At 68.8% G+C, this 21,999-nt stretch carries 18 protein-coding genes and 1 tRNA gene; 16 read left to right on the forward strand and 3 right to left on the reverse strand.

Annotated features, from left to right (window positions below; all coding sequences use genetic code 11):
- Window positions 1–4 precede the first annotated feature (4 nt).
- The gene (locus ACS5PN_RS16960; protein ID WP_439465154.1) at window positions 5–481 is read right to left on the reverse strand and encodes an SET domain-containing protein; all 477 of its coding nucleotides are present in this window, start codon (window positions 479–481) and stop codon (window positions 5–7) included.
- Between the two features lie 119 nt (window positions 482–600).
- Here ACS5PN_RS16960 and ACS5PN_RS16965 point away from each other — a divergent pair, with 119 nt between their 5' ends.
- The 11 genes from ACS5PN_RS16965 (at window position 601) to ACS5PN_RS17015 (ending at window position 15,452) form a co-directional block, all read left to right on the forward strand.
- Window positions 601–3,192 carry a DNA topoisomerase III gene (locus ACS5PN_RS16965; RefSeq protein WP_439465155.1) on the forward strand — a complete coding sequence of 864 codons (2,592 nt, stop codon included), beginning with the start codon at window positions 601–603 and terminating at the stop codon, window positions 3,190–3,192.
- Window positions 3,193–3,293: 101 nt separating this feature from the next.
- On the forward strand, window positions 3,294–5,183 hold the full coding sequence (locus tag ACS5PN_RS16970) for an ATP-binding protein (protein ID WP_439465156.1): 1,890 nt from the start codon (window positions 3,294–3,296) through the stop codon (window positions 5,181–5,183).
- Window positions 5,180–6,163: an AEC family transporter gene (locus ACS5PN_RS16975; RefSeq protein ID WP_439465157.1), complete on the forward strand. Its 984-nt coding sequence runs from the start codon at window positions 5,180–5,182 to the stop codon at window positions 6,161–6,163. The genes ACS5PN_RS16970 and ACS5PN_RS16975 overlap by 4 nt, the downstream gene beginning before the upstream one ends.
- Window positions 6,164–6,252: 89 nt before the next feature.
- Window positions 6,253–9,078: a M16 family metallopeptidase gene (locus ACS5PN_RS16980; RefSeq protein ID WP_439465158.1), complete on the forward strand. Its 2,826-nt coding sequence runs from the start codon at window positions 6,253–6,255 to the stop codon at window positions 9,076–9,078.
- A 71-nt stretch (window positions 9,079–9,149) separates the two neighbouring features.
- Window positions 9,150–10,952 carry a hypothetical protein gene (locus tag ACS5PN_RS16985; RefSeq protein ID WP_439465159.1) on the forward strand — a complete coding sequence of 601 codons (1,803 nt, stop codon included), beginning with the start codon at window positions 9,150–9,152 and terminating at the stop codon, window positions 10,950–10,952.
- A gap of 20 nt (window positions 10,953–10,972) precedes the next feature.
- Window positions 10,973–12,232, forward strand: a complete 1,260-nt coding sequence (locus ACS5PN_RS16990; RefSeq protein WP_439465160.1) for a glutamate-5-semialdehyde dehydrogenase — start codon at window positions 10,973–10,975, stop codon at window positions 12,230–12,232.
- Between the two features lie 452 nt (window positions 12,233–12,684).
- On the forward strand, window positions 12,685–13,182 hold the full coding sequence (locus ACS5PN_RS16995) for a hypothetical protein (protein WP_439465161.1): 498 nt from the start codon (window positions 12,685–12,687) through the stop codon (window positions 13,180–13,182).
- A gap of 58 nt (window positions 13,183–13,240) precedes the next feature.
- Window positions 13,241–13,654, forward strand: a complete 414-nt coding sequence (locus tag ACS5PN_RS17000) for a GNAT family N-acetyltransferase (protein ID WP_439465162.1) — start codon at window positions 13,241–13,243, stop codon at window positions 13,652–13,654.
- Window positions 13,655–13,698: 44 nt separating this feature from the next.
- On the forward strand, window positions 13,699–14,403 hold the full coding sequence (gene queC, locus ACS5PN_RS17005; protein ID WP_439465163.1) for a 7-cyano-7-deazaguanine synthase QueC: 705 nt from the start codon (window positions 13,699–13,701) through the stop codon (window positions 14,401–14,403).
- Window positions 14,400–14,945: a LemA family protein gene (locus ACS5PN_RS17010; RefSeq protein ID WP_439465164.1), complete on the forward strand. Its 546-nt coding sequence runs from the start codon at window positions 14,400–14,402 to the stop codon at window positions 14,943–14,945. The genes queC and ACS5PN_RS17010 overlap by 4 nt, the downstream gene beginning before the upstream one ends.
- Window positions 14,946–14,975: 30 nt before the next feature.
- Complete coding sequence (locus ACS5PN_RS17015; RefSeq protein WP_439465165.1) at window positions 14,976–15,452, forward strand: TlpA family protein disulfide reductase; 477 nt, start codon at window positions 14,976–14,978, stop codon at window positions 15,450–15,452.
- Here the strand turns inward: ACS5PN_RS17015 and ACS5PN_RS17020 are convergent.
- Both ACS5PN_RS17020 and folE read right to left on the reverse strand, forming a co-directional pair.
- Window positions 15,449–15,871: a BLUF domain-containing protein gene (locus ACS5PN_RS17020; RefSeq protein WP_439465166.1), complete on the reverse strand. Its 423-nt coding sequence runs from the start codon at window positions 15,869–15,871 to the stop codon at window positions 15,449–15,451. The two genes, ACS5PN_RS17015 and ACS5PN_RS17020, sit on opposite strands and share 4 nt — an antisense overlap.
- A gap of 5 nt (window positions 15,872–15,876) precedes the next feature.
- A complete protein-coding gene (gene folE / locus ACS5PN_RS17025) occupies window positions 15,877–16,569 on the reverse strand; it encodes a GTP cyclohydrolase I (RefSeq protein ID WP_439465167.1) in 693 nt (230 codons plus the stop codon).
- Window positions 16,570–16,612: 43 nt separating this feature from the next.
- On the opposite strand from folE, the gene rsmB reads away from it, so the two are divergent.
- The 5 genes from rsmB (at window position 16,613) to ACS5PN_RS17050 (ending at window position 21,964) form a co-directional block, all read left to right on the forward strand.
- On the forward strand, window positions 16,613–17,941 hold the full coding sequence (gene rsmB, locus ACS5PN_RS17030) for a 16S rRNA (cytosine(967)-C(5))-methyltransferase RsmB (protein WP_439465168.1): 1,329 nt from the start codon (window positions 16,613–16,615) through the stop codon (window positions 17,939–17,941).
- Window position 17,942: 1 nt separating this feature from the next.
- Window positions 17,943–18,503: a DUF4390 domain-containing protein gene (locus tag ACS5PN_RS17035; RefSeq protein ID WP_439465169.1), complete on the forward strand. Its 561-nt coding sequence runs from the start codon at window positions 17,943–17,945 to the stop codon at window positions 18,501–18,503.
- A gap of 81 nt (window positions 18,504–18,584) precedes the next feature.
- Window positions 18,585–20,870 (forward strand): ATP-binding protein, encoded by a 2,286-nt coding sequence (locus ACS5PN_RS17040; protein ID WP_439465170.1) that lies wholly within the window; start codon window positions 18,585–18,587, stop codon window positions 20,868–20,870.
- A gap of 6 nt (window positions 20,871–20,876) precedes the next feature.
- Entirely contained in the window at window positions 20,877–21,572 is a 696-nt protein-coding gene (locus tag ACS5PN_RS17045) for a response regulator (protein ID WP_439465171.1), read from the forward strand.
- Window positions 21,573–21,888: 316 nt separating this feature from the next.
- Window positions 21,889–21,964: transfer RNA gene (locus ACS5PN_RS17050), tRNA-Phe, on the forward strand.
- Window positions 21,965–21,999: the final 35 nt, after the last annotated feature.

The raw sequence follows: 21,999 nt of genomic DNA on the forward strand, positions 1-21,999 counted from the left end.
GGGTTCAGCGTCCCGATCGACGCGTCTTGGGTGCCAGCATGGTGCCGCGGCAGGTGAGCGCGCCGCACCAGCAGGCGAACTGCTTCTTGACCTTGGCCGTGTGGCGGTCGTCCAGCACCAGGCCGTAGTCGTAGAACAGCTCCTCGCCGGGCTCCAGGTCGCGCAGGGCCTTGATGAAGACGCGGCCATCGACCTCGTCGGCCTCGCAATTGGGCTCGCAGGCGTGGTTGATCCAGCGCGCGTTGTTGCCGCCGTACAGCGCATCGATGACAAGGCCGCCATCGAGGTGGAAATAGAAGGTGTGGTTGGGCTGGGCCGGGTCGTGCGGGTGGCGTTCGACGGCCTGCTCCCAGGTGATGCGCTCGCCGGTGTACTCGATGATGCGGGCACCCGCCTCGATCGGGGCCACCGCGTAGACCCCGCGGCCGTGCACGCCGGAATCACGAACTTCGATCTTGCGGCGTGGGGTTTTGGCGGTCATCGGCGCTGTGGTACGGTGATTTCATGGGTGCGCGCGTGCGTAGGCGTGCGCGCGAGGCCCGGATTGTAGGCAGGGGATTTGGAGTCCCCCGCCTTTAGGGAAGACCTAGAGAAAGACCGATGAGCAAGACTCTGATCATTGCCGAGAAGCCCTCCGTTGCGCAGGACATCGTCCGCGCGCTGACGCCCGTGGCTGGCAAGTTCGACAAGCACGACGACCACTTCGAGAACGAGCAGTACGTCGTCAGCTCGGCGGTGGGCCACTTGGTGGAGATCGCGGCGCCCGAGGAATTCGACGTCAAGCGCGGCAAATGGAGCTTCGCCAACCTGCCCGTCATCCCGCCGCATTTCGACCTGAACCCGATCGACAAGAACAAGGGTCGGCTGAACGCATTGGCCAAGCTGATCCGCCGCAAGGACGTGACGGCCCTGATCAACGCCTGTGACGCGGGGCGCGAGGGCGAACTGATCTTTCGCCTCATCGAGCAGTACGCCCAGCCGGCCAAGGGCAAGCTGAACAAGCCCATCCAGCGCCTGTGGCTGCAGTCCATGACGCCCGCGGCCATCCGCGAAGGCTTCGAGAAGCTGCGCAGCGACGCCCAGATGCTGCCGCTGGCCGACGCCGCGCGCTGCCGCTCCGAGGCCGACTGGCTGGTCGGCATCAACGGCACGCGGGCCATGACGGCCTTCAACTCGCGTGACGGCGGCTTCTTCCTGACCACGGTCGGCCGCGTCCAGACGCCGACGCTGTCGGTGGTTGTCGAGCGCGAAGAAAAGATCCGCAAGCACATCGCCCGCGACTACTGGGAGCTGCGCGCCAACTTCGACGCCCAGGCCGGCCAGTACGAAGGCAAGTGGTTCGACCCGGCCTGGAAGAAGAACGACGACCTGGAGCGCCGCGCGGACCGGCTGTGGACCCAGGCCGAGGCCGACGAGATCGCCAAGGCCGTGCTCGGCAAGCCGGCCGTCGTCACCGAGGAAAGCAAGCCCAGCACCACCAGCTGCGGCGGCCTCTACGACCTGACGACGCTGCAGCGTGAGGCCAACTCGCGCTTCGGCTTCTCGGCCAAGACGACGCTGTCCATCGCCCAGGCCCTGTACGAGAAGCACAAGGTGCTGACCTATCCGCGGACGGACTCGCGCTTCCTGCCCGAGGACTATCTGGCTGTGGCCAAGGACACGGCCAAGATGCTGGCGACCGAGGACCTGCCCGGTCCGCTGGCCGCGCTGTCCCAGCACGCCGCCACGTCGCTGAAGGAGGGCTATATCAAGCCGACGAAGAAGGTCTTCGACAACGCCAAGGTGTCGGACCACTTCGCCATCATCCCGACGCTGCAGGCGCCCAAGGCCCTGACCGAGGTCGAGGCCAAGCTCTACGACATGGTCGTCAAGCGCTTCCTGGCGGTGTTCTTCCCGCCGGCCGAGTTCCTGGTCACGACCCGCATCAGCAAGGTCGACAACAAGCATCACTTCCAGACCAACGGCAAGGTGCTGGTCAAGCCGGGCTGGCTGGCCGTCTATGGCAAGGACGTCGACGACGAGGACGCCAACCTGGTGCCGGTGCAGCCCAATGAGGTGGTGCGCACCGAGAGTGTCGACGTGAAGGCCCTGCAGACCAAGCCGCCGGCGCGCTACACCGAAGCGACGCTGCTGAGCGCCATGGAAGGCGCCGGCAAGCTCATCGACGATGACGAGTTGCGCGAAGCCATGGCCGAGAAGGGCCTGGGTACGCCAGCGACGCGCGCCGCGACCATCGAAGGCCTGATCAGCGAGAAATACATGCTGCGCGAGGGCCGCGAGCTGATCCCGACGGCCAAGGCCTTCCAGCTGATGACGCTGCTGCGCGGCCTGGACGTGGAAGACCTGACCCGGCCCGAACTGACCGGCGACTGGGAGTTCAAGCTCTCGGAGATGGAGAAGGGCCGCCTCAAGCGCGAGGTCTTCATGGCCGAGATCGCGGCCATGACCGAGAAGATGGTCGCCAAGGCCAAGGGCTATGACCGCGACACCATCCCCGGCGACTACGCGACGCTGAAGACGCCTTGCCCCAAGTGCGGCGGCATCGTGAAAGAGAACTACCGCCGCTTCACCTGCACCGGCAAGAACGGCGATGGCAGCGACGCCTGCGGCTTCTCCATCGGCAAGATCCCGGGCGGCCGCAGCTTCGAGCTGCACGAGGTCGAGGCCTTTCTGCGCGACAAGAAGATCGGCCCGCTGGAAGGCTTCCGCTCCAAGGCGGGCTGGCCCTTCACGGCCGAGCTGGCCCTGGTCTATGACGAGGAAATCCAGAACTGGAAGCTGGAGTTCGACTTCGGCGAGGACGCCAAGAAGGCCGAGAACGACGGCGAGCCGGTGGACTTCTCCGGCCAGGCCTCGCTCGGCGCCTGCCCCAAGTGCAAGGGCCATGTCTATGAACACGGCGCCAACTACGTCTGCGAGCACTCGGTCGGCGCCCACGTGACCTGCGACTTCAAGACCGGCAAGGTCATCCTGACCCAGCCCATCGAGCCGGCCCAGGTGACCAAGCTGCTGGCCGACGGCAAGACCGACCTGCTGGAGAACTTCGTCTCCAACAAGACGCGCCGCAAGTTCAAGGCCTTCCTGGCCTATGACAAGAAGGAAGGCAAGGTCGTCTTCGAGTTCGAGCCGCGCGCCGCGAAGGCGCCGGCTGCCAAGAAGGCTCCTGCAAAAAAGGCTGCAGCCAAGGCCTGAGCCCACTGTTGCGAAGCAACCCCGTCGCGAGCCGACGGGTCGGTTGACAGGACTTATGCTCGCCGCATGGGCCTGAAAGGGCCGAATCGGGAGAGCGGGGGATGGCGTTGACGCCGATCAACCTCGGAATACAGACGCGCCTCACGGCGGGCATCGCGCTGGTCGCGAGCCTGCTGGTGCTGGCCGTGGGTTGGTACTGGACGACGCACGAAGAGGCCGAGCTGATGGCCGGGTTGCGCCAGCGCGAGGCGCGCATGGCCGGCCTCATCGAACGCGGCTTTGCCGGTCCGATCTGGAATCTCGATCACGTCGCCATCGAGAACCTGCTTGATGCCGTCATGGCCGACCCCGAGGTGCATGCCATCGAGCTCAAGGGCCTGGGTCTGCGCGGCGGCCAGGCCAAGCGCAGCCGCGACACCACGACCAGCACACCGTCGCCGGGGCAGCTCAGGCGCGAGTTCACCATCACCTACCAGCCGGCCGCGGACACCGCCGGCACCCAGGTCGCTTCGGCCGTCCTCGTCTTCACCAGCGATCTGGTCGACGGGCAGATCCAGCGCACCCGCCTCTTCGTCGTCGAACTGCTGGCCGTCGTTGTCGTCGGCATCGTCATCGCCAGCTCCCTGCTCGTGCACTGGCTGGTTCGCAGGCCGGTGCTGAAGCTGGGCGCCCTGGCCCAGCGCGTTGCCAAGGGCGATCTCGGCGCGCAGGAGACGGTGGAGCGCAACGACGAGATCGGCGAGCTGATCATGCGCTTCAACGCCATGAGCCTGAAGCTGCGCAGCGCCGCCGACCAGGTGCAGCTCAGCTCCGAAGGCCTGCGCGCCAGCGAGGCGCGCTATCGCAGCCTGTTCGAGAACGCGACCGAGGGCGTGTTCCAGGCCGATGCCGATGGCCGCGTGCTCAGCATGAACCGCGCCTTCACGCAGATGCTGGGCCTGGGCTCGCAAAGCCCGGTGGGGCGGCTGCTGCGCGACCTGACCGGCATCGAGCGCAGCGAGATGCGGCGCGTGGCCGCCGTCATGAACGAGCAGGGCAAGATCCAGCAATGCCAGCTGCAGCTGCGCAGCGCTGGCGGCCGGCCGCTGTGGGTGGAGCTGAATGCGCATTGGGTGGCGGCCGAAGGGGCTGGAGGCGGGGGCGGCCAGCGCCGCATCGAAGGCATGGTCAGCGACATCTCGCTGCGCCGCCAGGCCGAGGCCGAGCTGACGCGCCACCGCGACCATCTGGAAGAGCTCGTCAACGAGCGCACCGCCGAACTCAGCGAGGCCAAGCTGCGCGCCGAAAGCGCCAACCAGGCCAAGGGCCGCTTCCTGGCGACCATGAGCCACGAGTTCCGCACGCCGTTGAATGCCATCCTCGGCTTCACCCAGTTGCTGCAGATGGATGCCGCCATTCCCGCCGGTCAGCAGGCCAAGCTGCAGCTGATGCGCGATTCCGGCCTGCATCTGCTGGAGCTCATCAACGACGTGCTGGACATGGCCAGCATCGAGGCCGGCAAGGTGTCGCTGAAGGCCGCGCCGGTGGACCTGCGGGCCCTGGTCGACATGGCCTGCGACAGCGTGCGCCTGCGCGCCGAGCAGAAGGGCCTGGCCTTTGCGGTGGACGTCGATGCGCGCTTGCCGACCACGGTCGTGGCCGACGGCCAGCGCCTGCGCCAGGTGCTGCTCAACCTGCTGTCCAACGCCGTCAAGTTCACCGACAGCGGCAGCGTGCAGCTGGCCGCCCGCGTCGTCGAACTCGACGCGGCGCACACGCGGCTGCGCTTCGAGGTCAACGACAGCGGCATCGGCATGACGCCGGCCCAGCAGGCGCGGCTGTTCCAGGCCTTCGAGCAGGTCTCCGACGCCTCGCGTCATCTCGGCGGCACGGGCCTGGGCCTGTCCATCAGCCAGCAGCTGGTGCGGCTGATGGGCAGCCAGATCCTGGTGCAGAGCACGGCAGGGCAGGGCAGCAGTTTTGTCTTCGAGCTGAGGCTCCCGCTAGCGTGACCTGGGCAATCGCGGCCAAGCTGCTCGCCATCCTTGTTGCCGTGGCCATTGGCTGGGCCGTCGGCCGCATGCGCTGGCTGGGCGGCGGTGCGGCCGGCAGCGATAGCGACCCCGCCCGCGTGCTGGCCAATGCGGCCTTCTACATCTTCGTGCCGGCCCTGCTGTTCCGCACCACGGCGCGGCTGGACACCTCGACCCTGCCCTGGGCCTTCCTGTTCGCCTTCTTCGTGCCGGTGCTGGCCGTCGTCGCGCTGATCTATCTGTTCGAACGCTGGCGCCGCAAGCCGGGCGAGCCGGTCACCACGCCCAGCGTCAAGGCCATCACGGCGGGCTTCGGCAACACCCTGCAGGTGGGTGTGCCGGTGGCGGCCGGCGTGTTCGGCGAGCGGGGTCTCGCCATCCACATCGCCGTCGTCAGCCTGCACTCGCTGACCATCCTGACCCTGTTGACGGCCCTGGTCGAGCTGGACGTGGCGCGCGGCCGCGATTCGCGCAGCTTCCGCTCGACGCTGGCCCAGACGGTGCGCAACACCGTCATCCACCCCGTCGTGCTGCCGGTGCTGGCCGGCCTGACCTGGCATGCCACCGGCTGGGGCATCCCCACGGTCTTCGACGAGGTGCTGCAGAACCTCGGCACGGCCGTCGTGCCGCTGTGCCTGACGCTGATCGGCATGTCGCTGGCCTATTACGGCTGGCCCAAGTCCTGGCGCGGCCTGTCCGGCCTGGTGACGGCCAAGCTGCTGCTGATCCCGGCCGTCGTGCTGGGCATCGCGCACTGGGGGCTGGGCCTGAACGGCATGCCGCTGGCCGTCATCGTCATGCTGGCGGCCCTGCCCACCGGCTCCAACGCGCTGATCTTTGCCCAGCGCTATCGCACCATGGAGCCCGAGGTCACGGCCGCCACCGTCCTCTCCACCATTCTTTACGTCGCCACGGCGCCGCTGTGGCTGGCCTTGCTGGCATGGTTGTCACCTTGGTAAGCCTCACGGTGACTCCCGGCACTTCTGCCGCGCGCTGAACGCATCGCCCAATCTCCCTTGCACTGCCTGCCCTTCGAGGACCGAACCGCATGAAAGCTCCCGCCCCCCGCCGTCTCGTCGCGCTGCTGGCCCTGGCCGGCGCGCTGTCTGCGGTGCTGCCCGTGAATGCTGCACCGGTCGGCGCCGTCAGCACCGAGGCCGGCCGGCTTGCCGTGCACCAGGAGAAGGTCACGCTGGCCAATGGCTTCGAGGTCATCCTCGTCGAGGACCATCGCCTGCCGCTGGTCGCCTTCAACCTGTGGGTGCATGCCGGCCCGCGCAACGAGGCCCAGGGCCAGACGGGCTTTGCCCACCTGTTCGAACATCTGATGTTTGCCGGCAGCCGGCATGTGCCGCGCGGCGAGTTCGACAAGTTTGTCGATGCCGCTGGCGGCACCGACAGCAACGGCTCGACCAACTTCGACCGCACCAACTATTTCTTCACGCTGCCGTCCAACCAGCTCGAACTGGGCTTGTGGCTGAAGGCCGACATGCTGGGCTACATGATCGACGAGGTCGATTCGGTGTCCCTGGCCAACCAGCAGGACGTGGTGCGCAACGAGCGCCGCCAGAGCTTCGAGAACCGGCCCTACGGCATCGTCGAAGAGGCCCTCTACCAGGCCCTTTACCCGGAAGGCCACCCCTATCGTGCCGCCGTCATCGGCTCGCATGCCGACATCCAGAGCATCAAGCTCAAGGACGTCAAGGACTTCGCCCGCACCTATTACCGACCCAACAACGCGACGCTGGTGCTGGCCGGTGACTTCGACCCCCAGCAGGCCAAGGCCCTGGTGCAGAAGTATTTCGGCTCGCTGAAGGCCGGTGACAAGCTGCCGAAGGTCAAGGTCGCCACGCCCGAGATCACCCAGGAGCGCCGCCTCGTCGTCACCGACCGCATCGAGCTGTCGCGCCTGAACCTGGCCTGGCACACGCCTCCCATGTTTGCGGCCGGCGACGCCGAGCTGGACGTTGCCGCCCATGTGCTGGGTGGCGGCAAGGCCAGCCGCCTCTACGGCCTGCTGGTGCGCGACAAGCAGCTCGCCCAGAGCGTGCAGGTCTCGCAGGACTCGCAGTCGCTGAGCTCGGTGTTCAACATCGAGATCGTGGCCCGCCCCGGCGCCTCGCTGGACGAGATCGAGAAGCTGACGGATGCCGAGCTTGCCAAGCTGGCCACCACGCCGCCTTCTGAAGCCGAACTGAACCAGGCCCGCGCCACCATCGAGACCCAGCTGCTGCAGCGCATGGAGAAGGTCACGACGCTGGCCGATCTCGTCAACCACTACAACCAGATGGCCGGCGACCCTGACTTCGTCGGCAAGGACCTGGCGCGCTATGGCGCCACGACGCCGGCCGCCGTCAGCGCCACCGTGGCGCAGTGGCTGAAGAAGGACCGCCGCGTCGTCGTGCTGGCCCAGCCGGGCGAGCAGGTGCTGGCCGCCGAGGTGGCAACTCCGCCTGCGCCGACCAAGGCCGCCAAGGGGGAGCGTGAGTCGCTGAACGCTCTGGAGTCCTGGCGCAACAAGGCGCCCGGCGCCGGCAAGGCCAAGCCGCTGACGCTGCCGGCCGCGCAGAGCTTCACGCTGGCCAACGGCCTGACCGTCATCTTCTCGCCCAAGCCCGGCCTGCCGCTGGTGAGCGCCAGCCTCACGGTGCGCGCCGGCCAGGGCGCCAACCCGGCGGGCCAGCCGGGCCTGGCCGGCTTTGTGTCGGCCATGCTGCCCGAGGGCACGACGACACGCAGCGCCCAGCAGATTGCCGAGGCCGCCGCGGCCCTGGGCGCGACGCTGAACGCCCAGGCCGGCAGCGAGGAGGCGCGCGTCGAGTTCTCCGGCCTCAAGGCCAGCGCCAAGGAGGGCCTGGCCCTGCTGGCCGATGTCGCCCTGAACCCGGCCTTTGCCGCCCCCGAGATCGAGCGCCAGAAGGCCCAGCGCCTGGCTGCGCTGGCCCAGACGCGCGAGGAAGCCGCGCTGCTGGCCAATGTCGTGGGCAACCGCGTCGTCTATGGCGAGGGCCACCCGCTGGCGGCCAATGCCCTGGGCACCGAGGCCAGCATCAAGGCCGTCGACGCTGCGGCGCTGCGCGGCTTCTGGCAGGGCCATTACCGCCCTGAGCGCGCGGCCCTGGTGGTCGCCGGCGACCTGACCGAGGCCGAACTGCGCGGCCTCATCGAGCCGCTGTTCGGGGCCTGGAAGGCCGCGGGCGAAGCTGCGCCGGCCACGCCGCTGCCGGCGGCCCAGCCCATTGCCGCGCGCACCGTCGTCGTCGACAAGCCCGGTGCGCCGCAGACCGCCCTGGCCGTCGTTGCGCCCGGGCCTTTCGCCTCGACGCCCGACTGGGCGCCGGTCGAGGTCATGAACGCTGCCCTGGGCGGCCTGTTCACCTCGCGCATCAACAACCAGCTGCGCGAGGTCAAGGGCTACACCTACGGCATCTTCTCGGGCTATGCCATGGGTCGCGAGCGCGGCCAGTTCGGCATCCGCGGCAGCGTGCGCACCGACGTGACCGGTGCGTCGCTGACCGACATGTGGAAGGAGATCCAGGGCATGCGCGCCAAGCCCATGGGGGCGGCCGAGCTGAAGCGGGTGCGCAATGCCCGCCTGCTGTCCCTGCCGGGCTCCTTCGACACCAACCAGGCCGTCGTCGGCGCCTATGCCGCCAACTGGACCGTGGGCCGGCCGCTGAGCGCCGTGGCCGACGAGCCCAAGCAGCTGGCCGCCGTCACGGCCGCCACGGCACAGAAGGCCGCGCGCGATCACCTCGATCCGAACCAGCTCATCGTCGTCGCCGTGGGCGACAAGGCCAAGATCCTGCCCCAGCTGCAGGCGATCGGCCGCAAGGCCGAGTTGCGCGATACCGAGGGCAAGCCCCAGCCCTAGTCTGGCCGATTGCGCGCCGGCAGGGCCGGTGCGAGCATGCCTGCTTGGCCCCCGCCGGGCCTGGAGGTTGAATGCGTGCTCGCTCCTTCTCCGCCACCCGCCTGCTGCAAGCCCTGGCCGCCATCGGCCTCGTGGCCTTGGGAGGCAGCGCCGATCGCGCCGCTGCCTTCGATCCGCTGCTGAACAGCGTCGGCGGTGTCTGCGCGCCAACCGCGGCCGGCCAGCCGGCGCTGCTGCAGGCCTTGCTGGCCTCGGCTGCCACCCAGCCCAAGACCGAGACGGCACCCTTCCAGCCGGCGCCCATGAAGGCCGCCGCGGGCGATGTGCCTCTCTACAAGGACCTGGGCCGCATGAGCTTCAAGCTCGGCGCCGCCTCGCCCAGGGTGCAGGCCTATTTCGACCAGGGCCTGCGCCTGTCCTTCGCCTTCAACCATGCCGAGGCCCAGCGCGCCTTCCAGGCCGCGCAGAAGCTCGACCCCGGCTGCGGCCTGTGTTTCTGGGGCGAGGCGCTGATCCTCGGGCCCAACATCAATGTGCCCATGCAGGCCGAGGCCAATGCGCCGGCATGGGCCGCCCTGCAGCGTGCCGTCGCGCTGAAGGACAAGCTGCCGCCGCGTGAGCGCCTGCTGATCGAGGCCCTGCAGAAGCGCTATGCGGCCGAGCCGCCGCAGGACCGCACGCCGCTGGACGCCGCCTATGCCGACGCGATAAAACAGCTGGCGACCCGGTTCCCGGGCGAAGACCTGATGCAGGTGCTGGCCGCCGAGGCCGCCATGGACACCCAGCCCTGGGACTACTGGGAGGCCGCGGGTGCCAAGCCCAAGGGGCGCACGGCGGACATCCTGGCGGGGCTGGAGACCGTGCTCAAGCGCAACCCCAACCACGCCGGCGCCATCCACCTCTACATCCACGCCGTCGAGGCCTCGACGACACCCGACCGGGCCTTGGCGCCCGCGCGCCGCCTGGCCGCGCAGATGCCCGGCGCCGGCCACATCGTGCACATGCCGGCCCACATCTACTACCGCGTGGGCCTGTACCGTGAATCGCTGGAGGCCAACCGCGTGGCCATCGCCGTCGACGAGGCCTATTTCAAGCGCTCGCCGTCCGATCCCCTCTACCGCTCGGCATACTACCCGCACAACATCCACTTCCTGATGGTGTCGGCCCAGATGGGCGGCGCCGCCCAGACGGCCATCGACGCGGCGGCCAAGCTCGACGCCTCCATGCCCGATGACGTGGTGAAGGCCTTCCCCATCATGCAGCCCGTCAAGGCGGCGCCCTACACGACGCATGCCCAGTTCAGCCCGCCCGACGTCATCCTCAAGCTGGCCGCGCCGCCCGAAGACCTGGTGCTGGTGCGCGTCATGTACCACTACGCCCGTGCCCTGGCCCAGGCCGCGCGCAAGGACGCCTCCGCCGCCGAGCAGGAGATCGCGGCCCTGACCACGCTGGAGTCGGCCGACTTCAGCGCCTTCGACGCCTGGGGCATCCCGGCCAAGGCCATTGCGCAGACGGCCCGCCTCGTCGCCACGGCGCGGCTGGCCGATGCCCAGGGCGACCTCAATGGCGCCGCCGCGGCGCTGGAGCAGGCTGTTGCCCTCGAAGAGGGCCTGGCCTACACCGAGCCGGCCTACTGGTACTACCCGGTGCGCCAGTCCCTGGGCGCGATGCGCCTGCGCCAGGGCCGGCTGGACGAGGCCGAGAAGGCCCTGCGCGAGTCGCTGGTGCGGGTGCGCAACAACGGCTGGGCCCTGGCCGGCCTGGCCGAGGTCTACAGGCGCAAGGGCGACGCGGCCGGTGAGAAGAGCGCTCGCCAGGCGTTGAGCAAGACTTGGTTCGGCACGGAGGGCGGTCCCGACCTCACCAAGCTCTAGGTCAAGGCGCCTCGACGAAAATGGCGGCCATGAGCCTGACCGCCTACATGGACGACCTCGGCCGCGCCGCCCGCGCCGCCGCCACGCAGATGGCCGCCGCCTCGACGGCCGCCAAGAACACCGCGCTGCTGGCCCTGGCCCGCCGCCTGCGCGAGGCCGGCCCAGCCCTGGCCGAAGCCAATGCCCGCGATCTGGCCGGCGCTGCCGAGCTCAGCGGCCCGCTGCGCGACCGCCTCAAGCTCGATGCCAAGACCCTGGCCACGGTGGCTGAGGGCTGCGAGCAGATCGCCGCCATGCCCGACCCGGTCGGCGAGATCACCGGTGTGAAGCGCCGCCCCACCGGCATCAGCGTCGGCCAGATGCGCGTGCCCCTGGGCGTCTTCGGCATGATCTACGAGAGCCGCCCCAACGTGACCATCGAGGCCGCGTCGCTGGCCATCAAGAGCGGCAACGCCTGCATCCTGCGCGGCGGCTCCGAGGCCATCCACTCCAACCTGGCCCTGGCCGAGATCGTCGCTGCCTCGCTCGAGGAGGCCGGCCTGCCGCGTGCGGCTGTGCAGCTCGTCAACACGACCGACCGCGCCGCCGTCGGCCTGCTGATCAGCGCGCCGCAATGGGTGGACGTCATCATCCCGCGCGGCGGCAAGGGCCTGATCGAGCGCATCAGCGCCGAGGCCAAGGTGCCGGTCATCAAGCACCTGGACGGCAACTGCCACAGCTATGTCGATGCCGAGGTGGACCTGGAGCAGGCGCTCAAGGTCGTCGACAACGCCAAGACGCAGAAGTACAGCCCCTGCAATGCGACCGAGTCGCTGCTGGTGCATGCGGCCCAGGCCAGAGCCTTCCTGCCGCGCATTGCCGAGATCTTCCACGCCAAGGGCGTGGAGATGCGTGGCTGCGGCCGCACCCGCGCCCTGCTTCCCGCGGCGGTGCCGGCGACCGAGGAAGACTGGTCCACCGAATACCTGGCGCCCACCATCAGCATCAAGGTGGTGGACTCGCTGGACGAGGCCATTGCCCACATCAACCGCTATGGCTCGCATCACACGGATGCCATCCTGACGACCAACCACCCGAACGCGATGCGCTTCCTGCGCGAGGTCGATTCGGCCAGCGTCATGGTCAACGCCAGCACCCGCTTTGCCGACGGCTTCGAGTACGGCCTGGGCGCCGAGATCGGCATCTCGACGGACAAGTTCCACGCCCGCGGCCCGGTGGGGCTGGAGGGGCTGACGTCGATGAAGTGGGTGGTGTTGGGGCAGGGCGAGGTGAGGGGTTGAGCGCTGACCTGGCGGGTTGTTTCGGCGGAAGTGCGTAGCTGCTCGCTGCATTGCCGGGAGTCCGTCCCGGCGGCCGGGTAACTTTCTTCTGCGGCGCCAGAAGAAAGTCACCAAAGAAGAGGCGCTGAGTTCACACCAGCACCACAGGCCTTCCCTGCGCATGGCAACAGCCGCTTGTAGAGAGGGAAGAGGCGACCCGCTCCGCTCTCGCTGCTGACCCTATGGAGAGCACCACGCATCGCAACAGCGGGCCGCTGAACGCGCGGCTGCACGCCGGGCTCACGAGAATGCCAAATACAGCGTCGCTCGGGCGACGCGACCACTGCCACCACCCTCGCCGTCGCCCCAGCGACTCAATACACCGAGCACAGAGGCTCTTCGCAAGAGCTGCCCGAACCGATTCGCTCGCGTATCCTGCGCCAGCACTGATCAGTCCAACTCAGCCCATCACGATGAAGCCCCTGCTCGCGCTGCTGCTGCTCCCCGTCTTCGCCCACGCCGATCCTCTCTACATCACCGTCCCCGGCGAAGCCTTCAGTCTGAAGCTGGACACGCCGGCGCTGACGCGCATCCAGGGCCAGGGCCAGGGCGAGGGCCGGCGCTTCAAGTACATGGCCAGCGGTGGCAGCTCGGGCATCACCATCAGCCTGTTCTCGGAAACCGCCGGCAGCGGCAGCAACGAGGAATGCCGCAGCACCTATTGGAAGAAGACGCAGGACGCGCCCATCCAGTTCAGCGACGTCAAGCTCTATGGCGGCGATGCGGCGCTGTTCGTCAGCAGTGTCATGGAAGCCACCTTGCAGGGCGCCAAGCAGAAGGCGGCCGACGGCCACGCCTATTTCGCCCGCAACGGCCTGTGCATGGACCTGCATGTCTCGCACTACCCCTACCAGCCCGGCAGCGAGAAGCGGGTGGAGGCCGTGTTGCAGTCGCTGGCGCTGGTCCAGTAGATCCCGTCGGGCGCCCTTGTACTGTCGCGCTGCCACCCCCGCTGACGCCGCTGCCTGCGTGACCCTGCGCGGCCTCACGCGCGAGAACGCCATCTCGGTCGCGCAGTTGGCGGCCATGGGCATCACGGCCGAGTCCTGGTCCGCTGCAGTTGCCTCCGGTGAGCTACCCGGTTTTGTCTGCATCGACGACCAGGGCACCCTCGTCGGCTACTGCTTCGGTGACAAGTCCACGGGTGAGGTCGTCGTGCTGGCCCTGCTGCCGGCCTGTGAAGGCCAGGGCCTTGGCAAGCGCCTGCTGAACCTGGTGGTGGGTGCCCTCGTCGAAGCGGGCCATCGTCGCCTCTTCCTGGGCTGCTCACCCGACCCCTCCGTGCGCTCCTACAGCTTCTATCGTCAGCAGGGCTGGAAATCGACCGGCCGCTTCGACAAGAACGGGGACGAGGAACTCGAACTTCTGGTCGCCAGCCCCTAGCTGCGCGCCTCGATACGGGGGGCTGCCCGGGTAGCATCCCGCCCATGACCGACAACCGCAAGGCCCTGGTGCTGTTTTCCGGCGGCCAGGACTCCACCACCTGCCTGGCCTGGGCCCTGGACCGTTATGCCGAGGTCGAGACCCTGGCCTTCGACTACGGCCAGCGCCACCGCATCGAGTTGGACTGCCGCAACACCGTGCGTGCCCAGATCGCGGCCCAGTTCCCGGCCTGGGCCGGCAAGCTTGGCGCTGACCATCTGCTGGACCTGTCCCTGCTCGGCCAGATCAGCGACACCGCCCTGACCAGCGAGCGCGCCATCGAGCTGCAGGCCAACGGCCTGCCCAACACCTTCGTCCCCGGCCGCAACCTGCTCTTCCTGACCTTTGCAGCGACGCTGGCCTATCGCCGCGGCGCGAGCGTGCTGGTCGGCGGCATGTGCGAGACCGATTTCTCCGGCTACCCCGACTGCCGCGACAACACCATGAAGGCCCTGCAGGTGGCCCTCAGCCTGGGACTGGACTCTCCCATGACGCTGGAGACGCCACTGATGTTCATCGACAAGGCCGCCACCTGGCGCCTGGCCGAGAGCCTGGGCGGCGCCGGCCTGGTCAAGCTCATCGTCGAGGACACCCACACCTGCTACCTCGGCGAGCGCGGCGAGTTGCATGCCTGGGGCCATGGCTGCGGCCGCTGCCCGGCCTGCGAGCTGCGTGCCCGCGGCTTCGCGCAGTACCGGGACCAGGCATGACCGCCTGGCAGTGGTTCGGCATCGCCGCCGCGGCGCTGCTGTTCTTCTGGGGCGTGGGCGCCTACAACCGCCTGATGTCGCTGCGCAATGTCATCGGCGAAGCCTTTGTGCAACTCGACGCCCATCTGAAGGACCGCAGCGAGGTCTGCGACAAGTTGTTGGCCGCCGTCGCGCCGCGCCTGCCCAGCGAGCAGGCGACGTTTGACGCACTCACCAGCGCTCAGGCCGAATCCCAGTCAGCGGCGACCGCCTCGCGCGCCAAGCCCTGGGCGCCCGACCCTGTCGGCACCCTGGCCGTCGCCAGCGCCCTGCATGCGGCGGCGCTGACGCGCCTGCTGTCCCTGCTGGACCATCAGGCCGAGCTGCGCAGCGAGACCGAGATCGACGGTCTGGTCAGTGAGTTGAAGCTCATCGAACGCCAGCGTGCCTTTGCCCGCCAGGTCTTCAACCAGGCCGTGTCGCAATACAACGAGGCCCTGCACCAGTTCCCGACGCGGGTGCTGGCGAATCTCTACGGTTTTGGCGAGGCGCGCTCGCTGTAAGGCCGGACGGGGCTGGCGCGACTGCGCCTCATGCGCACCCTGCTCGCCACCCTTCTGGTCTCCCTCAGCCTGTCAGCCACGGCCCAGCCGGCCACACTGAATGGCAACACCCTGGACGGCCAGCCCTTCAGCCTCGATGCCCTGCGCGGCAAGGTCGTCATGCTGTTCTTCTGGAACACCGACTGCGCGCCCTGCATCCAGAAGATGCCGGAGTTGCGCGCCAACGCGGCCGGCTGGCGCGGCAAGCCGTTCGAGCTGGTGCTGATCAGCACCGACCGCGATCGCACGGCGGCCTTGGCCTATCTGCAGACCTTGAAGCAAATCGAGAAGAACGGCCCGGCCATGCCGGCGCTGTGGGCGGGTGACCTGAAGTTCGCGGCGCCGCTGGCGGCACCTGCGGCCGTGCCGTTGACGCTGGTCATCGACACCAAGGGCGCCATCGTCGCGCGCCACGCCGGGCGCATCGCGCCCGAAGCCTGGGATGACGTCGCGGGGCTGCTGCCTTAGCTGACCGCGATCGCGCCCGAGTCGCACATCTCGCGGAACAGCGCGCTCATCGCCGCACCGCTCATGGCGTAGGGGTCGAGCTTGCCGGTCTCGGAATACTTCAGAAGCAGGGCCGGGTTCAAGCGGTGCAGATTGACCTGGCCCATGGTCCAACCGGCGAAGGCGCGCTCGGCGATTTCTTCGTAGCCCAGCAGGATCACGTCGCGGTGGCGGGTGTCCTCGACGATGCGCTTGTAGCGTGCGTTGACGGCATTGCGGCCGCCTTCGAGCACCTGCACGAAGACGCCATCGGTGAAGCACAGCAGGCCGGTGATGCCTTCCGCCGGGTTGTGCTCGCGCGAGGCCTTGAGGATGGCGGCGAGGTCGCCGTCGGCGGGCGCCGCGGTGGCGCGGCTGGCGTACATGAGTCGAACCAGCATGGTGATCAGCCTTTGGAAATCAGGGACAGGAACTCGCGGCGCAGGTTGGCGTCCTTGAGGAAGGCGCCGCGCATGACGCTGTTGGTCATCTTGGACTCGCTGTCCTTCACGCCGCGCCAGTGCATGCAGAAGTGGTCTGCTTCCATGACCAGGGCCAGTCCGTCGGGCTGCACGCGTTCCTGCAACTCGTTGGCCAGCATCGTGACGGCCTCTTCCTGGATCTGCGGGCGGCTCATGATCCAGTCGGTCAGCCGCACATACTTCGACAGCCCGATGAGGTTGGAGTGCTCGTTGGGCAGCAGGCCGATCCACACCTTGCCCATGATGGGGCAGAGGTGGTGGGAGCAGGCGCTGCGCACGGTGATGGGCCCCACGATCATCAGCTCGTTGAGGCGGCTGAAGTTCGGGAATTCGGTGACCGGAGGCGCCGCGGCATAGCGGCCGGCGAAGACCTCGCGCAGGAACATCTTGGCGACGCGCTTGGCCGTGTCCTGGGTGTTGTGGTCGCTGTCGGTGTCGATGACGAGGCTTTTGAGCACCTCCTGCATCTTGGCCTGCACCTCGGTCTGCAACGCATCCAGCTCGCCGGGCTCGATGTAGGCGGCGATGTTGTCGTTGGCGTGGTGGCGGCAGCCGGCCGACACGAGGCGGTAGCGGATGCGTTCGGAAACCGGGGCGTCAGAGGCGGGGGCATTCATGGGCGCGGATTCTCGGCCGAAAGCGTCCTCCTACACTGGCGCGATGTCCCAAAGCCCCCAATCGACCGGTCACAGCGCCCCGCTGCACCGGCTGCTCTCCCAGGCCGCCGACGCGGTCCAGGGCGTGCGCGAGGGCAAGTCCCTGACCGATCTGCTGGCCAAGGCGCCCGCTGATCTGCGCCCCGGCACCCAGGCCCTGGCCTTCACGGCGCTGCGCCGCCTGGGCGCGGCCGAGGCCGCCCGCCAGCAACTGGCCCCCAAGGCGCCGCCGCCCCGCGTCGATGCCCTGCTGCTGGTCGCCCTGGCCCTGCTCTGGCCCGACCCCGAGCCGGCCTACACCGATCACACCCTGGTCGACCAGGCCGTCAACGCCGCCAAGCAGCGCGCGCCGGCCAGCGCCGCCTTCATCAACGCGGTGCTGCGCCGCTTCCTGCGCGAGCGCGAAGCCATCGTCGCGGCCGCCGAACGCAGCCCGCAAGGCGCCTTCAACCATCCCGCCTGGTGGATAGAGAAGCTGCGCCAGGACTGGCCGTCGCAGTGGCAGGCCATCCTGGCCGCCAACAACCGCCCGCCGCCGATGACGCTGCGCGTGCACGCCCAGCGCGCCACGGCGGCCGAGTATGTGGAGCGCCTGGCCGCCGCCGGCATCGCCGCACGGGCCTTGGGCGCCCCCACGCCTCAGGCCGTCGTGCTGGACAAGCCCGTGCCGGTGTCGGCCTTGCCTGGCTTTGCCGAGGGCCTGGTCTCGGTCCAGGACGCCGCCGCCCAGCTCGCTGCGCCCCTGACCCTGGGCGCCGGATTGAAGCCCGGCGCGCGCGTGCTGGACGCCTGCTCCGCCCCCGGCGGCAAGACGGCCCACCTGCTCGAGTTGCAGTCCGACCTGCAGCTGACGGCCTTGGATGCCGACGCCCAGCGCCTGACGCGCGTGCAGGACAACCTCAACCGTCTCGGCCAGCAGGCCACGCTCAAGGCGGCCGATGCCCGCCAGACCGCCACCTGGTGGGACGGATCACCCTTCGACGCCATCCTGCTCGACGCCCCCTGCAGCGCCTCGGGCATCGTGCGCCGCCATCCCGACGTGCGCTGGCTGCGCCGCCCCGACGACATCGGCGCCCTGGCCCAGATCCAGGCCGAGCTGCTGGACGCCCTGTGGCCGCTGCTGGCGCCGGGCGGCCGCCTCGTCTACGCGACCTGTTCGGTCTTCCGTGCCGAAGGTCAGGCCCAGCTCGACGCGTTTTTGCAACGCCATCCCGACGCTATCTCCCACGCCGTGGCCGGGTTCACGGGCCACCTGCTCCCCCTGGCTGACAATGGTCTGCAACCCCAGCCGCCCCTGGACGGCTTCTTCTACGCCCTGTTGACCCGCTCCTGATTTGTTCGCCCGGATCGCCATCGCCGCCTTCTTTGCCGCGCTGCTCGCCCTGCTTCCCGGGCCGGCGCGGGCCGACGGCATCGAACTGTCGCAGCTGGCCACGCGCAAGGCGGATGACGGCCTGGACCTCAGCTTCACGACTCATTTCGAGCTGAGCCATGCCGCCGAAGACGCGCTGCACAAGGGCGTGCCCCTGTATTTCGTCGTCGAGGCCGCCGTGCTGCGCAACCGCTGGTACTGGCGCGACGCCCGCATCGCCCGTGCCGAGCGCACCTGGCGGCTGGCCTGGCAGCCGCTGACCCGGCAGTACCGGGTCTCCAACGGCGGCCTGCACCAGAGCTTCGCCACGCTGGAAGAGGCCATGACCGTGCTGCGCGGCCAGAGCGCCTGGCATATCGCCGAGCCCAAGGACATCGAGGACAGCGGCAGCTACTACCTCGAGTTCAGCTACAAGCTCGACGTCAGCCAGCTGCCGCGCCCCATGCAGATCGGCCTGCAGTCGGGCTTTGCCCTCAGCATCGAGCAGAAGCGCAATTTCGCGCCCGACTTTTCACTGAAATGACCAAGGCCGTGCGCAGGGCCGCGCCAAGCCGGCCTGCATCCCCTCGGGGAATCGACCGGTGTATTCGCCGGGCGAGGGGCCATGACTAAAGTTGCTCGATGGGGCTGGGTCATCACCCTGGTGACCCTCACCGGCGTTGCCGGCGTGCTGGCCTTCGTGCTTATCGTCGGCACCACCTCCGACCGCCGCTTCTTCGAGAAGCACTACCACTGGCTGTACTGGGTCAATGTCGGCGTTGCCGTCGTGCTGACGCTGGTCATCCTGACCGCCGCCGTGCGCCTGGTCGTGCGGGTGCGGCGCGGGCGCTTCGGCAGCCGGCTGCTGCTGAAGCTGGCCGGCATCTTCGCGCTGGTCGGCGTGGTGCCGGGCGTGATGATCTACGCGGTCTCCTACCAGTTCGTGAACCGCAGCATCGAGACCTGGTTCGACGTCAAGCTGGCCAGCGCGCTGGAGGCCGGCCTCAACCTGGGCCGCGGCACGCTGGACGCCCTGGTGGCCGACCTCGGCACCAAGACGCGTGACGCCGCCGACCAGCTCGCCGAGAGCAACACGCCCCAGCTGATCGGCCTGGAACGCGTGCGCGACAAGCTCGGCGCCCGCACCGTCGCCCTCGTCGGCGGCAATGGCCAGATCCTGCTGGAAACCGGTGGCGATACCCGCCAGCTGACGCCCGACCGCCCCAGCGGCGCCATGCTGCGCCAGGCCCGCGGCGGCGCCGTCGCCAGCCAGCTCGAAGGCCTGGAGGACGAGGCTGCGGCCCTGCAGGGCGGTGCCCAGATCCGCGCCCTGGCCCTGCTGCCCAGCACCGAGCTGCGCCTGGGCCTGGGCGAACGCTATCTGATGGTCGTGCAGCGCATCCCGCCCAGCATGCTGACCAATGCGCTGGCCGTGCAGACGGCCAACAGCGAGTACCAGCAGCGCTCGCTGGAGCGCGGTGGCCTGCGCAGCATGTATCTGGGCACGCTGACGCTGGTGCTCATCCTGGCCGTGTTCGCGGCGCTGCTGCTGGCCGTCGCCCTGGGCAACCAGCTGGCGCGGCCGCTGCTGATGCTGGCCGATGGCGTGCGCCAGGTGGCCCAGGGCGATCTCTCGGTGCGGCCGGTGCTGGCCTCGCGCGACGAGCTCGGCGGCCTGACGCGTTCCTTCGCCGACATGACCGGCCAGCTCGCCGATGCGCGCGCCCAGGTTTCGCGCACCGTGGCCGAGCTGGACGCCGCCCGCACCCACCTGCAGACCATCCTCGACAACCTGACTGCCGGCGTTCTCGTCTTCGATGCCGACGCCTGCATCGAGACCGTCAACCCCGGCGCGACGCGCATCCTGCGCCTGCCGCTGTCGGCCTATGTGGGCCGCCCGCTGGCCGACGTCCCCGGCCTGGCCGAGTTCTCCGCCTCGCTGGACCGCCGCTTCGAGCAAAGCCTCAGCGCCGAGGGCGAGCGCGACATGGATCGCGAGCTCTGGCAGGACTCCTTCGAGCTCCAGCTCGACCCCAAGCAGGACCCGCTGAGCCTGCTGGTGCGCGGCGCACCCCTGCCGCATGGCGCCCGCCTGGTCGTCTTCGACGACATCTCCGAGGTCGTCTCCGCCCAGCGCTCGGCCGCCTGGAGCGAGGTGGCCCGCCGCCTGGCCCACGAGATCAAGAACCCCTTGACGCCCATCCAGCTGTCGGCCGAGCGCCTGCAGCACAAGCTCGAAGCCAAGCTGGAAGGCACCGACCAGGCCATGCTGGTGCGCTCGGTGGCCACCATCGTCAACCAGGTGCAGGCCATGAAGCAGCTCGTCAACGAGTTCCGCGACTACGCCCGCCTGCCCTCGGCCCAGCTCACGCCCCTGGACCTGAACGCCCTCATCCACGAGGTGCTCAGCCTGTATGCCGAGCCCCAGGACAAGGGCCGCTTGACTGCCGAGCTGGCGCCGCAGCTGCCGGCCATCAAGGGCGACGCCAGCCAGCTGCGCCAGGTCATCCACAACCTCGTGCAGAACGCACTGGACGCCGTGCACGACCGCGCCGACGGCCACGTCACCGTGCGCTCCTCGCTGTCACTGACCGACACCGGCAAGCCGCGCTCGGTGCGCCTGCACATCGTCGACAACGGCCCCGGCTTCGCCGAGAAAGTGCTCAAGCGCGCCTTCGAGCCCTATGTGACGACCAAGGCCAAAGGTACCGGTCTGGGCCTGGCTGTCGTGAAGAAAATCGCCGACGAACATGGGGCCCGCATCACCCTGCGCAACCTGCATCCCGCTTCCGATGCGGGTTCTCCCCCTGAAACCGGTCAGGAGGGTCTCGTGACCGGCGCGCAAGTTTCGCTATCATTTTCGAATCTGGTTGCCGCCACCGAGCCCGGTGTGCAAGGCGCCAAGACCTAAGGATTCATGGCCACCATTCTTGTTGTCGACGACGAGCTGGGCATTCGAGCCCTGCTGTCCGAAATCCTCAGCGACGAGGGACACACCATCGAGCTTGCCGAGAACGCCACCCAGGCGCGGGCGGTGCGCGAGCGCATGCGTCCCGACCTTGTGCTTCTCGACATCTGGATGCCCGACGTCGACGGCGTCACCCTGCTTAAGGAGTGGGGCAGCGCCGGCCTGCTGACCATGCCCGTCATCATGATGAGCGGTCACGGCACCATCGACACGGCGGTCGAGGCCACCAAGTTCGGCGCCATCGCCTTCCTGGAAAAGCCCATCACGCTGCAGAAGTTGCTGCGCGCGGTGGAGCAGGCCCTGGTCAAGACGGCACCGCCGCGCCCCGCGCCCGCCAGCCCCGGCATGCCCAGCTACGCCCGCCCCGAGATGAGCCCGATGCAGGCCGCGCCGGCCAGCATCTCCGGCAACAGCCACATGCCCGGCAACTCGCTGGCGTCCGAGCAGAGCTTCGAGCTTGACCGCCCGCTGCGCGAGGCCCGCGACGCCTTCGAGAAGAGCTACTTCGAGTTCCACCTCGCCAAGGAAAACGGCTCCATGACCCGCGTCGCCGAGAAGACCGGCCTGGAGCGCACCCATCTCTACCGCAAGCTCAAGCAGCTGGGCGTCGACCTCAGCCGCAACAAGCGGGGTGGGTCTGCGTGACATAGAGCCCCTCGTCCAGCCGCACGCCGCTGAACGCGTGTGCGTCTGACCGGGACCGCGCTGCGGCCTGAGCCCGCAACGCTTCGGCAGGCATGGCGAGTCCTCAGGACTCACCATGTCCGGCCTCAGCCCCCGAGGGGACGGCGCCGTTTGCGGCATTGAGCCGCAAGCGTCGCCAGGCGGGCCGGCTCGGGAGCGGCCCAGCGCTCGACCCGAAGACACCAAGCTTCATCGACTAGGTTGGCGCCCGTTTTCGGTGTGCTATAGTCGCGGACTTCGCTGAACGGCCGTATGGTCGTTTCGGTGAGCAAGACAAGGCCTGGTAGCTCAGTTGGTAGAGCAGCGGATTGAAAATCCGCGTGTCGGTGGTTCGATTCCGCCCCAGGCCACCATCGCTTCATTCCAGACGGTCCCAAGTTAGCCAAAA

The organism is Roseateles sp. NT4, from assembly GCF_051857475.1.
Classification (GTDB): Bacteria; Pseudomonadota; Gammaproteobacteria; order Burkholderiales; family Burkholderiaceae_C; genus Pelomonas.